Annotated in this window: 12 protein-coding genes; 4 read left to right on the forward strand and 8 right to left on the reverse strand. The window is 72.9% G+C overall.

Annotated elements, in window-relative coordinates:
• Positions 1-136: 136 nt before the first annotated feature.
• From moeZ to ACWD0Y_RS22205, 7 genes are all read right to left on the reverse strand, one after another.
• Positions 137-1,315 (reverse strand): adenylyltransferase/sulfurtransferase MoeZ, encoded by a 1,179-nt coding sequence (gene moeZ, locus ACWD0Y_RS22175; protein ID WP_450262045.1) that lies wholly within the window; start codon positions 1,313-1,315, stop codon positions 137-139.
• A gap of 63 nt (positions 1,316-1,378) precedes the next feature.
• Positions 1,379-2,134, reverse strand: coding sequence for a spherulation-specific family 4 protein (locus ACWD0Y_RS22180; protein ID WP_450262046.1), 756 nt, complete (start codon positions 2,132-2,134; stop codon positions 1,379-1,381).
• Positions 2,122-3,132 carry an NAD-dependent epimerase/dehydratase family protein gene (locus ACWD0Y_RS22185; RefSeq protein WP_450262047.1) on the reverse strand — a complete coding sequence of 337 codons (1,011 nt, stop codon included), beginning with the start codon at positions 3,130-3,132 and terminating at the stop codon, positions 2,122-2,124. Before ACWD0Y_RS22185 ends, ACWD0Y_RS22180 begins: the two co-directional genes overlap by 13 nt.
• Positions 3,133-3,297: 165 nt before the next feature.
• Positions 3,298-4,509: a hypothetical protein gene (locus ACWD0Y_RS22190; protein ID WP_450262048.1), complete on the reverse strand. Its 1,212-nt coding sequence runs from the start codon at positions 4,507-4,509 to the stop codon at positions 3,298-3,300.
• A gap of 91 nt (positions 4,510-4,600) precedes the next feature.
• Positions 4,601-6,310, reverse strand: a complete 1,710-nt coding sequence (locus tag ACWD0Y_RS22195) for a DUF3492 domain-containing protein (RefSeq protein ID WP_450262049.1) — start codon at positions 6,308-6,310, stop codon at positions 4,601-4,603.
• Between the two features lie 217 nt (positions 6,311-6,527).
• Positions 6,528-8,021 (reverse strand): DUF3152 domain-containing protein, encoded by a 1,494-nt coding sequence (locus ACWD0Y_RS22200; RefSeq protein ID WP_450262050.1) that lies wholly within the window; start codon positions 8,019-8,021, stop codon positions 6,528-6,530.
• An 8-nt stretch (positions 8,022-8,029) separates the two neighbouring features.
• Positions 8,030-8,995 (reverse strand): alpha/beta fold hydrolase, encoded by a 966-nt coding sequence (locus ACWD0Y_RS22205; RefSeq protein WP_450262051.1) that lies wholly within the window; start codon positions 8,993-8,995, stop codon positions 8,030-8,032.
• Positions 8,996-9,110: 115 nt separating this feature from the next.
• Here ACWD0Y_RS22205 and ACWD0Y_RS22210 point away from each other — a divergent pair, with 115 nt between their 5' ends.
• From ACWD0Y_RS22210 to ACWD0Y_RS22225, 4 genes are all read left to right on the forward strand, one after another.
• Entirely contained in the window at positions 9,111-9,344 is a 234-nt protein-coding gene (locus ACWD0Y_RS22210; RefSeq protein ID WP_450262052.1) for a hypothetical protein, read from the forward strand.
• Positions 9,345-9,519: 175 nt separating this feature from the next.
• Positions 9,520-10,170, forward strand: a complete 651-nt coding sequence (locus tag ACWD0Y_RS22215; protein WP_450262053.1) for a TetR/AcrR family transcriptional regulator — start codon at positions 9,520-9,522, stop codon at positions 10,168-10,170.
• Between the two features lie 184 nt (positions 10,171-10,354).
• Positions 10,355-10,582 (forward strand): DUF3107 domain-containing protein, encoded by a 228-nt coding sequence (locus ACWD0Y_RS22220; protein ID WP_218058186.1) that lies wholly within the window; start codon positions 10,355-10,357, stop codon positions 10,580-10,582.
• 178 nt (positions 10,583-10,760) lie between these two features.
• The gene (locus ACWD0Y_RS22225; protein WP_093799177.1) at positions 10,761-11,027 is read left to right on the forward strand and encodes a hypothetical protein; all 267 of its coding nucleotides are present in this window, start codon (positions 10,761-10,763) and stop codon (positions 11,025-11,027) included.
• A gap of 15 nt (positions 11,028-11,042) precedes the next feature.
• On the opposite strand, the gene ACWD0Y_RS22230 is transcribed toward ACWD0Y_RS22225, so the two are convergent.
• On the reverse strand, positions 11,043-11,792 hold the full coding sequence (locus ACWD0Y_RS22230; RefSeq protein WP_450262054.1) for a ferritin-like fold-containing protein: 750 nt from the start codon (positions 11,790-11,792) through the stop codon (positions 11,043-11,045).
• Between the last annotated feature and the right edge of the window lie 412 nt (positions 11,793-12,204).

Here is a 12,204-nt window from a genome sequence, read left to right on the forward strand (position 1 = left end):
GCTGCCGGGCGCCCAGCCGATCCACCTCTACAAGAACAACACCGACAACAAGGGCGCGTCGTACGGCCCCGCACGTGACGTGCGGGGCGGCCCCTTCCTGCCTGCGTACAGCGAATCGCCCGCGTACGGCGAAGACCTAGTAGATCGGCTTCTCCGGCTCGATCTGGTTGATCCAGCCGATGACGCCGCCACCGACGTGCACCGCGTCCGCGAAGCCCGCGGACTTGAGCACCGCGAGGACCTCCGCACTGCGGACACCCGTCTTGCAGTGCAGGACGATGCGCTTGTCCTGCGGCATGTCCTGGAGGGCGGCGCCCATCAGGAACTCGTTCTTGGGGATCAGCCGCGCGCCCGGGATGGAGACGATCTCGTACTCGTTCGGCTCGCGGACGTCGATGATCTCGATCTTCTCGTCGGCGTCGATCCACTCCTTGAGCTGCTGGGGAGTGATCGTGGAGCCGAGCGCCGCCTCCTGCGCCTCCTCGGACACGACGCCGCAGAAGGCCTCGTAGTCGATGAGCTCGGTGACGGTCGGGTTCTCGCCGCAGACCGCGCAGTCCGGGTCCTTGCGGACCTTGACCTGGCGGTACTGCATCTCCAGGGCGTCGTAGATCATCAGCCGGCCGACCAGCGGGTCGCCCACGCCGGCCAGGAGCTTGATCGCCTCGGTGACCTGGATGGAGCCGATGGACGCGCAGAGCACGCCCAGCACGCCGCCCTCGGCGCAGGACGGGACCATGCCCGGCGGCGGGGGCTCGGGGTAGAGGCAGCGGTAGCAGGGGCCGTGCTCGGACCAGAACACGGACGCCTGGCCGTCGAAGCGGTAGATCGAGCCCCAGACGTACGGCTTGTTCAGGAGCACGCACGCGTCGTTGACCAGGTAGCGGGTCGCGAAGTTGTCGGTGCCGTCGACGATCAGGTCGTACTGGGAGAAGATCTCCATCACGTTCTCGGCTTCGAGCCGCTCTTCGTGAAGGACCACATTCACGTAGGGGTTGATGCCGAGGACCGAGTCGCGGGCGGACTCGGCCTTCGAGCGGCCGATGTCGGCCTGGCTGTGGATGATCTGGCGCTGCAGGTTCGACTCGTCGACCTCGTCGAACTCCACGATGCCGAGCGTTCCCACGCCGGCGGCCGCGAGGTACATCAGCGCGGGCGAACCCAGGCCGCCGGCGCCCACGGCGAGCACCTTGGCGTTCTTCAGCCGCTTCTGCCCGTCCATCCCGACATCCGGGATGATCAGGTGGCGGGAGTACCGGCGAACCTCGTCGACAGTGAGCTCGGCAGCGGGCTCGACCAGGGGTGGCAGCGACACGGGGACTCCGTAGGTCGGTCAATCAGTACGGTTGTTCTCCGCGTAACACTGCCACGCCCCTCCTCATTCCGAGACACCCGGTCCGATCCGCGAGACGATTTCGTCCCAGTAACCGGGCAGTGTCTCGAATGGGTCGGTTTGTCCGTCAGGGTCGCTGCGGTCGGTCAGGAAGACCGTCCCCGCGCCCTGCCAGCGGGCGATCCGCACGGCCTCCTCCAGGTGCGTACGCGGCAGGCCGTGCACCAGGTGGCAGAAGCGCTCGGGCGGATGGTCCGCGGTCCACTCCGCCACCTGTGACCAGCGGTAGTCCGCCCACGGTCCCGAGAACGTCACCAGCTGGTCGGCGGTCTCCGCGTAGCCCGGGTGCGGGTGCGTGCCGTGGCCGAGGACCAGGTGGCCGCCGCCGTCGGCCAGTGCGGACAGCGCGGCACCGAGGCGCCGCACCCCGGGGAGCTCTGTCCGGTCGGTGGGACAGCGGTCCAGATAGAAGCCGTCGACGCGGTACCAGTCGCGGAACCGGTGCGCGTCGGAGACGAGTTCGCCGAAAGGTCTCGCTCCGTACACCGCGTCGAGCCGGCCCAGCACCCTGACACCGGCGTTGCGGATGCGGCCCGCGGCCTCCAGGCAGTGCGGGTCGGGGCGGGCGCCCGGGCCGTTGGAGACGTTGAGCACCACCCAGTGCAAGGGGGCCCCCGGGCGGGTGAGTTCGGCCCATTCGACCGGGGCGACGAGCGGGTGGGCGTAGCCGGGGACCCCGAAGCCCAGACGGTCGGCGGCGGTCGCGGCCTGCCGCAGCCGGGGCGTGGTCAGATGCGGCACGCGGCCTCCATCCAGATGTCGGCGAGCGACTCCTCCAGGTTGATCCGGGGACGCCAGCCGAGCCGGTCGCGCGCGGTGCGCACATCGGCCTGCTGCCAGCTGCCGCAGCCGTCCGGGTACGGGTACGGGGCTCCCAGGTGCTCCGGGGCCATCTCGCCGCGCGGTGCGCCCACCGAGGCGAGCACGCCGCCCACCCCACCGTTGCGCGCCGCCGCCGACGCGCTGCCCGCGGCGTAACCGGGAGGGGCGTCGAGCTCGTGCAGGGCACCGCCGTAGCCCGCGACCCTGGCCAGGACCGCGGCGGCGTCCCGCAACCGGACCGCGCGGCCGGTGCCGATGTTGATGGCGCCCTGCGCGGCGGAGAGGGAGGCGGCGTGCACGGCGCGCGCCACGTCGCGCACGTCGACGAAGTCGCGCTGCACGCCGAGGCCGCCGAGCTTCAGCTCGCCGTCCCCGGACTGCATCGCGCGGCGCATCGCCTCGGCGAGCCGGCCGAGCGGCGAGCCGGCGGGCGTACCGGGCCCGACCGGCGAGAAGACCCGGAGCACGACGGCGTCGAGCCCGGAGCCGAGCACCAGCTCGGTGGCGGCGAGCTTGCTCACGCCGTACGGGCCGCCGGGGCGGGGTACGGCGTCCTCGGCGGTGGACGAACCCGGCTGCGAGGGCCCGTACTCGGCGGCGCACCCCAGCTGCACGAGCCGCGCCCCGCAGCCGCTGCGGCGCAGGGCCTCGCAGACGGTGGCGACGGCGACGGTGTTGTGCCGGGTCAGGTCGCGGGCGCCGCCGCGGGTGGCGCCCGCGCAGTTGATGACGACTCCGGGGTGGACGGCGTTCAGGAAGCGGGTCAGCGCACCGGGGCTGCCGGTGGCGAGGTCGAACCGTACGTCGGCGTCGTCGCCCCGCCCGAGGGCGGTGAGCTGCACGGCCGGGTCGGCGAGCAGCCGGTCGGCGACGAAGCGGCCGAGATATCCGTTGGCACCCAGCAGCAGGACCCTCATCGCGCGTCCCCTCGGTGCCGACCGGCTGATGCTGGGGGTTGGGGGGTCATGATCACGTTCTCCTTCGGGGGTGTTTCGGTGAGTGCTGCGGTGTACGCCCGCGACGTCGGCTCCGCGGGAGGCGGTGACGATGGCGGAGGCGGTGGTGGTGGCGGATCTGTGCGGTCAGTGCGGACCCTGCGGGCCGGATGCGTCGGATGCGTAGGGCGTTCCGGGTCCGGGCGCGTGGGCGGAGGCGCGGGAGAGCGCCGCCGTGGCGTGGACGAGCAGGGCGAGCGCGGCCAGGGCGCAGGCGGCCGCCGGGACGGCGCCCGCGCCGCCGGGCTCCACGAGCACCTCGACGGGCCGGGCGAGGAAGCCGCAACCGGGCAGGCGCGCGGCGAGTACGGCGGAAAGCGCGGCGATCTGCACGGCGGACGCGGCGGCGAGCCCGGTGGTTGCGGGCCTGGAGAAGCCGTGGACGGTGAGCAGGCGGGCGAGGAAGAGGAGCGTGCCGAGGGCGACGCCGGACGCCGGAGCGGCCCACCCGCTGTCGCCGGTCACGCTTCCCGCCCCGACGTGGAGGCAGAGGAGCACGCCCGTGAACAGTCCGGTGACGCCGAGCACGAGGGGTCGGGCCGCCGCCGCGAACTCCTCGGTGCCACGGCTCGCGGCGAGTCCGCGCCGCGCCCGTACGGCGATGAGGTGCGCGCACCAGGCCGCGGGGGCCGGTGCCACGGCGAGGGCCACCAGCGTCGTCGTCGCCACCGGCCAGGGCCCTTCGAGGCCAGAACCGGGACCGAGGCCAGAACCGGGACCGGAGCCAGGACCGGGGCCGCCCGCGACGAGCCGGCCGAGCAGTCCGTCGCCGAAGACGGCGTATCCGAGCAGCCAGCACACCCACAGGCGCGCGGCGGGTGCCGTGCGCCCCTCGGCGCGCAGGGGCCCGTGGCGCAGGCACAGGACGAGCGTGACCGCGGCGACCAGGGCCCCGGTCGCACCGACCGCCAACTCCGCCCGTCCGTCCGTCAGTTCGATCCCCGCGGCGGTGAGGACGCAGGCGGCGCCGGGCAGCAGCGCGTACACGATCCAGCCGGCGCGCGTGGGCGTCCCGGGCGCCGGGGGCTCCCCGACGCTGTCACCGGCGCGCGGCACGCGTGCGTACAGCTCCTCGGCGAGCGCGAAGACGTCCCGGTGGCGGAAGCGCGCGGCGGTCCTGTCGGTCACTCCGTGCGCTTCGAGACCGGCGGCGATCTCCAGTGGGTCGACGGCCCGTTCGCAGAGCTCCCGGTGCCGGTGCATGAGCGCCCGCACGGGGTCGGCGGGCCCGCGGCGCGGCGGGTGGTTCCCCGAGCCCCCGGTGCGACCGGGGGCAGCCGGCGTACGGGATGCGCTCATCGCCGTGTCCCCTGCTCCGACGGCCGCGGCTGCGGTCGTGGCTGCGGCCGCGGCCGCGGGGGATCTCGCCGGTTCCCGCCGACTGCGCGGCTCAGACATCACGCTCTCCCGTCCCCGGCCCCGCACCCGCGCCCACCGGCCGGGCCGCACCGGCGCCCTTCGCCCAGCGCGGCCCCGGCGCCCCGCCGCCCGGACCGCCCGCACCGCCTCCCGCCCAGCGGCCCGGCACATGCGCTTCCGCCGGGTTGGCGAAGAGCAGGGGCTCACCGTCCGTCCCGAGCACTTCGCGGCGCACCGGGCAGCGCGAGATCAACTCCAGGTAAATGCCGCGAAATGCCGCGATGTTCTGCTCGACCGTGAAGAGTTCGAGCGCGCGTGCGCGCGCCGCCGCACCCAGCCGTTCGCGCCGCCGCGGATCGCGCAGCAGTGCCACACAGGCGCCGGCCAGCGCGCGGGGATTGCGCGGCGGGACCACCAGGCCCGTACCGCCGATGACTTCGACGACCGCGCCGACGTCCGTCGAGACCGTGGCGCGTCCGCAGAACATCGCCTCGACCAGGCTGACCGGGAAGCCTTCGACCACGCTGGAGAGCACCACCACGCTCCCCGCGGCGTACGCGTCGGCCAGGTCCGCCGCCTCGGGGCCGCCGATGTCCTCGAAGGAGACGGGGTTGTCGCCGACGGCGTGCGCGTCGGCCGCCTCGTCGGGGAAGAGCTGGGCGGCGAGCGCCTCGCAGTGCGCGAGATAGGCGGTGGCCCCGGCGTCCTGCCCGTGCCGGCTGTGGACGATGCGCAGCCGGGCCTGCGGCTCCTCCTTGCGCACCTCGGCGAAGGCGTGCAGCAGCGAGACGAGGTCCTTGGCGGGCTCGACGCGGCCGACCCAGACCAGCGTCCGGGGGTCGCCGCCGTCGCTCCCCTCCCCCACGGCCGCGAAACGGCCGGACTCCATGCCGGGGTGGACGGTACGCAGTTTGGCGCGGTCGGCGCCGCACCGCTCCTGCCACCGCCTGGCGTGCGCGTTGCCCGGCGTGATGAGGGCGGCCCGGGCGTACACCTCGGCGGCGAGCCTGCCGTGGAAGGCGGCCAGGAGCGTCCGCACCGGCACGCTCCGGGACGTGCCGCCGGCGGCGAGGTAGTACGCGCGCAGCTGTACGCCGTACTCGGTGACCAGCAGCGGGACGCCGAAGAAGCGCCCGGCGAGCAGTCCCGGCAGGGCGGCGGCCCCGCCGGAAGCCGCGTGGCACAGGTCGACGGCGCCGAGGCTCTGCGCGTCGTACCAGTCCAGGGACAGGGGCCGCAGCGCCCGCTCCAGCAGGCCGACGGTTTCGAGGTGGTCGGAGACCTTCGCGGCGCGCACCGCGCGGTTGGCGCCGGGGGCACGGCAGGCGGCTTCGAGGGTGCGTACGGCGGTTTCGGAGCGCAGGGCGGCCTGGAGGCCGCCGCGCTCGGTGGCCAGTTCCGCGAGTCCGTAGAGACCGTCGGCGAAGCGGGCGCCCGCCTCTTCTCCGTCCGGCGCGCAGATCGCGTCGGCCAGTTCCCCGAAGTGCCCGGCGAAGCGGCGCCGTTCGCGCCGGCCGTACGCCCTGCCGTCGCCCTGCGGCGCCCACAGCGGTGCGGTGCGCACGCGCCGCACCTGGGGCGGCAGGCGGATCCGGCCCTGCGCCTCCTGACGGGCGCTGCGGCTCAGGGCGTAGACGTCGAATTCGTGCTGCGCGAGCCCGCGCACGAGCCGGTCGCACCAGAGCCTGGACTCACCGGTGGCATACGGATAGCCACCCTCCGTAAGCAGTCCGATCCGCACGGGCGCACCTCCGATCTCCCTTGCGGGCGGCCGCCGTTGGTCCGGCGGCTCACAGCGGGACGACCGTATGCGGACATGCCGGTGACGCGACGGACGGTTGTCCGTCGCGCCACCAAAAGGGGTGAACGCGCGTAACTTTCGCCCCGCAGCGACGTTCGGTCGCGCTAAGGGGTTGCGTGATTACGGGGTGTCAGACTGCGGCCAGTGCGCAACGGCCTCAATTGCCGGGATACACCCAGGCGTTGGGCTTGCACTTGATGCCGTCGATGTCCAGCGACTTCGTCTGCTGCTGCATGATCGGCGCGAGTTCGCCGGGGGTCTCGCAGTTCTTGTGACCGTGCCCGAGCCGGTGGCCGATCTCGTGGTTGATCAGCATCTGGCGGTACTCGAACATCTTGTCCTTGCCGAACGTCTTCGCCCCCTGCGCCCACCGGTACGCGTTGATCATGACGCGCTCGGTCGCCGCCGAATCGCACGAGACGTTGCCGGAGAGCGTGTCGAGACCCGACTTCGCGCACCACACCCCCGTGGTGCCCGGGCTCGCGAGCGTGATGACGAAGTCCGGCCGCCCGGAGGAGATCCGCTCGAACGTCATGGCACCGTTGTGCGCCCAGCTCCGGTCGTCGTTGAGGGTCTCCTGCACGGCGCGGGCGAAGAGGGCGCCGTCGAGTCCGAGCCCCTTCTCGACGTCCACCCGGTAGGAGAACTTCTGTCCCTTGCCGGGCGCCTTGTCGAAGCCGCCGATCGCCTCGAAGTCGCCGTCCGCCGTCAGCTTCGGGTCGATCGGATACGTCCTGGCCATCTGCTGCTCGTACGTCGCCGGGGCGGCTTCCGCTTTCCGGGACGGCGTCGGCCGGGCGTCCGAACGGGAGGTGTCGCTCTCCTTGGCGCTCCGGCCCCCGGCGACCGGGGCCGCGGCGGACTCCTTCTCGCCCTGGGCGACCTGCCCGGCCACCACAACGGCGAGCACGGTGGTCACCGCGGCTGCGGCGACCCCGGTGAAGGTCCGCCCCTTGCCGTTCCTGGCCGGCGCGTCGCCCGCCCCGCCGAAATCACCGTCGTGCCCGTCGTGACCGTCGTGGTCACGACGACCGCCGGCAGCGGCGGCTTCGCCCCCTGCTTCCCGGCGGCCCGGACCGGTCGCCGTGGCACCGGAGGGGTCGCGCGGGGCGGACGGAATCCGGGGCGGGGCGTCGAACGCCTTGACGAAATCCTGCCGCGGGCCCGGTATCCGGGCCCCGGCCGCGAACCGCACCTGGGGCTGCGGACCGGTCGAGTCCAGCTGAGGCCCCGGCGCCCCTTGCGGCTCATGCGACCCCTGTGTCCCTTGCGGCCCCCGCGACTCATGCGACCCCTGCGACCCACCAGGCGCTGCCTGCCAGTCGCCGTACCGCCCGCCCGGCGCGGCGCCCCAGCCGCCGCCGGACTCACGCTGCTCGGGGTGCCCGCCGCGCACGTGCGGCACCCCGCGAGCCGGAGTGCCGCCGTACTGCTGACGCTGCTGTGACTGCTGTTGTCGTGGCTGCGGCGGCGGGGGCGGCCCCTGCCGGTACCCGGGCGCCGGCGGGGCGTCGTACCCGGTCTCTCCCCCGCGCCTGCGCCGTCCGCTTCCCGCGTCCCGCCCCACCGCGGTTTCCTCGCCGGTGCCGGATATGGCGGGATTCCCGGTCGCCCCCTTGGGGGCAGGGCCTCGGCGACTATGACGTCCCACGCGCCGGATCAGCTCCTACCGCAGTCATCGATCAGTTCCCGGACAGCGCTGGCGACCGCCTCCGGATATTCCATCATCGCCACGTGCCCGGCGTCGGGCAGTGTCAGCAGCCGCGCATCACGGAAAGCCGCTGCCGCCCTGCGCGCCATACGGTACGACACGAGCTGGTCCCGCCCTCCGTACACCAGCAGCGTCGGCGCGAGCACCCGCTCGGCCTGCCGCCACAGGCCGTGCTGCCCGCCCAGTGTGTACGCGTCGACGATGCTCCGCGCCGAACGCGTCATCGCGTCCCAGAAGTACGGCAGTTGCAGCCGCCGCTCCATCTCCTCCACGGCATGCCGGAAGGCCTCGGGATCGACCGCCTCGGGATCGCCGTAACAGAGCGCCATCACACCGCGCGTGCGCTGCTCCGCCGTCCAGTCCTTGCTGAGCCGGGCGAACAGCGAGGCGACACCCGGCAGTGCGAGCAGCCCGGTCGGCACCGCCGTGCGCTGCACCCGCAGTTCCGGGAGGGCGGGCGAGACGAGCGTGAGCGTGCGCACCAGGTCGGGCCTGACGGCCGCGATGCGCGTGGCGACCGCGCCGCCCAGCGAGTTCCCGAAGAGGTGCACCGGTCCGCGCCCGCTCGCGTCGAGCAGCCGAATGCACGCGCGCGCCTGCCCGTTGAGCGAGTAGTTGCCGTCGTCCGGCGGCGGGGAGTCCCCGAAGCCGGGCAGGTCGACGGCCTCGCCGTCCACGTGGTCGGCGAGCAGCGGCATCAGCGCCGACCAGTTCTGCGAGGACCCGCCGAGACCGTGCACGTACAGCGCGGGCGGGAGGCCGGCGCGCGTCGCGGGCCGCGTGCGTACGTTCAGCGTCAGCCCGGGCAGGGTGACGGAGCGCAGCTTCTCGCCCTCGGCGACCCGCACGGCACTGACCCGTGGCACCGCGGTGGCGGCGGCGAGGCTGGATCCGGGCAGTTCGGTCGAAGACATGCGGCAATGTTACGAGACGATCACGTACTGAATCGTGTGTTCGCCGTCACAGATCTACCCTCGGAGCAAAGGGGTACGCGTCGCCCCCTGTCTCCGTCCCGGAAGGAAGCCACGCATGACTGTTGATCCCACCGATCCGGACACCTTCGCGGAAGTGGAGGAGGAGCCCCCCGCCGAGCCGGGCGTACTGGACGACGACGTCTCCGAGGCGGACGCCGCGGAGCAGCACACGGAGTGGCAGGAGAACCACGACGCTCCGCTGGACGACCTCGACCCGGGCTCCGCGAACGAGGCGGACGCCGCGGAACAGGCCCGCGTCGTGGCCCTCGACGAGGACGACTACCGCTGATCAGCCCCTGATCAGCGCCTGATCGGCCTTCCGCGGCCGTCCGGTCCGTGAAATTCTGCGTCCGCACCGCGCACAGGCGGGTTACCCAAAAGTACGATGGCGGGCGTGGCGCACACGGCGCACGGAACGGCCGTGCTGTTGAAAGGCCGCGACACCGAAAGACATGGGAGGCGGCGTGACAGCCACCGAGCAGACAGAGGCGGCACGCCCACGAGGCACGCGCCTGCCCCGCCGAGCCCGACGCAATCAACTTCTGGGCGCGGCGCAGGAGGTCTTTGTCGCACAGGGGTACCACGCGGCGGCGATGGACGACATCGCCGAGCGGGCCGGGGTGAGCAAGCCGGTCCTGTACCAGCACTTCCCGGGCAAGCTGGAGCTCTACCTGGCCCTCCTCGACCAGCACTGCGAGTCGCTGCTCCAGGCGGTACGCACCGCCCTCGCGTCGACCACGGAGAACAAGCTGCGCGTGGCCGCGACGATGGACGCCTATTTCGCGTACGTCCAGGAGGAGGGCGGCGCGTTCCGCCTGGTCTTCGAGTCGGACCTGACGAACGAGCCCGCCGTGCGCGAGCGCGTCGACCGGGTGTCGCTCCAGTGCGCCGAGGCGATCAGTGAGGTCATCGCCGAGGACACCGGCCTGTCCAAGGACGAGTCGATGCTGCTGGCCGTCGGGCTCGGCGGTGTCTCCCAGGTGGTCGCCCGTTACTGGCTCTCCAGCGGCAGCACCATCCCGCGCGACACGGCGGTCCAGCTGCTGACGTCGCTCGCCTGGCGCGGCATCGCGGGCTTCCCGCTGCACGGCACGGAGCACGGCACGGAGCACTGACGCGGCGCGTCCCGGAAGGCGCCCCGGAACGCCTTCCGGCGTGCCCCGGGAGCGTGTTCCCGGTCCGTGTTCGCTTCTGGCGTGCGGCGCCGGAGCGTTCCGTGTCCCCTCACCGGGCTAATGTGTGCTGCGTACAGCGCGGCTGACCGCGCACCGCAGCACCGATCGTCGGAGGGACATAGCCGTGGAGGTCAAGATCGGCGTGCAGCACGCGCCCCGGGAGATCGTTCTGGAGAGCGGGCAGTCCGCCGAGGAGGTCGAGCGCGCGGTATCCGACGCGCTGGCCGGCAAGGCGCAGCTGCTCAGCCTCAAGGACGAGAAGGGCCGTACGGTCCTCGTCCCCGCGGACCGGATCGCCTACGTGGAGATCGGCGAGCCGGTGGCGCGCAGGGTGGGCTTCGGCGCGCTGTAGGCGTCGACGGCACAGCAGCACCACAGACGGAACCGGCCCGGTGGGACATCCCACCGGGCCGGTTCCGTCTGCCTGCGCGCCGGTCCTCCCCGCCGGGCCGGCGGAGGGTTGTCTTCCGCGAGGCGGGGGTAGTACGGGCTACAACCCATTCGCACCCGGCTGCACGGGAGGAAACCACGTGATCCTGGAAACTCTCGGCTCCATCGCCCTCGGCTTCGCCCTTGCCTGGGCGGCCGGCCACCGGCTCGGAGACCGACTGCCCTCACGGCGCCTGGTCCTGGCCGCGGGCCCGCTCGGCGCCCTGTTCGGCGCGTACGTCACCCACTCCGCCCTCGGCCCCGGCCACGTCGTCGCGACACTGGCCGGCGCGGTGGCGGTGGGAGCGGTCCTGCTGTCGCTCCTCATCCGCCCCAGGGGCCGCGTCCGCCGTTCGGCGGCGGCGTAACGTCCCCCTGCGGCGTTACGCCGCCAGCCCCAGCGCGGCCATCCGCTTCGTGTGCGCCTCGGTGATCCGTGAGAACATCCGTCCCACCTCCGCCAGGTCGAAGCCGTCGGCGACGCCGCCCACGAGCATCGTGGAGAGCGCGTCGCGGTCCGCCACGACCCGCTGCGCCTGCGAGAGCGCCTCACCCATCAGCCTGCGCGCCCACAGCGCGAGCCGGCCGCCGCAGCGCGGGTCGGCCTCGATCGCGGCGCGCACCTTCTCCACCGCGAAGTTCCCGTGGCCGGTGTCGTCGAGCACGGCGAGCACCAGTCCCCGGGTGTCCGAGTCGAGCCGCTCCGCGACCTCGCGGTAGAAGTCGCTGGCGATCGAGTCGCCGACGTACGCCTTGACCAGGCCCTCCAGCCAGTCCGACGGCGCGGTCTGGCGGTGGAAGTCGTCCAGCGCCTTCGCGAAGGGCTCCATCGCCGCCGTCGGCTCCTCGTCGATCGCGGTCAGCCGGTCCCGCAGCCGCTCGAAGTGGTGGAACTCCGCCGACGCCATCTTCGCGAGCTCCGCCTTGTCGGCGAGCGTCGGGGCGAGCTTGGCGTCCTCGGCGAGGCGCTCGAAGGCCGCCAGCTCTCCGTACGCGAGCGCGCCCAGCAGATCCACGACCGCGGCGTGGTAATTCGGCTCGACGGACGCCGTCGCCCAGTCCTGGGCTGCGATACCGGTCCGGGGGGTCTCGTCGGGTGCGATGGCGTTGTCAGGCGTCTCCATGAACCGCACAATAGCCCGCTCCGCACGGTACGTAAGGGCCTGGTCAGCCACTCCCGTCACACCGATCCGGGAAATCGTTCCAACACACCTGCGCGAATCCGGGGTACAGTGGTAAAGCGCCTGCAGAGTACCCAGGGTATTTCGCGGCGCAATTGAATGAGGATGCCCGGTCGGTGGCCCGATCGGCTCCGACCCGACAGCCCTCCACGCGGTGCGTACCAAGGCGTACGACCGCAAGATGAGGGGCCCCCTCAGCGGCACGAGCGCTTGAGCGACGGCACGTGGTCCCGCGCCACCCGGCCCATCAGCGGCCGGACGAGAAACAGGCACGGTACGACCCCCTTCGTTCGCGTCATGCCGCGTCTCACAGAAGAGGCAGCACCCTGACTACGTTCCGAGACCTCGGGATTCTCTCCGAGAC

It is taken from the genome of Streptomyces altiplanensis, from assembly GCF_053591575.1.

Coding starts and splice junctions, on each gene's coding strand:
- ACWD0Y_RS22185 (WP_450262047.1), bottom strand. CDS start 3,132: ATGAGGGTCCTGCTGCTGGGTGCCAACGGATATCTCGGCCGCTTCGTC.
- ACWD0Y_RS22190 (WP_450262048.1), bottom strand. CDS start 4,509: ATGAGCGCATCCCGTACGCCGGCTGCCCCCGGTCGCACCGGGGGCTCG.
- ACWD0Y_RS22205 (WP_450262051.1), bottom strand. CDS start 8,995: ATGTCTTCGACCGAACTGCCCGGATCCAGCCTCGCCGCCGCCACCGCG.
- ACWD0Y_RS22210 (WP_450262052.1), top strand. CDS start 9,111: ATGACTGTTGATCCCACCGATCCGGACACCTTCGCGGAAGTGGAGGAG.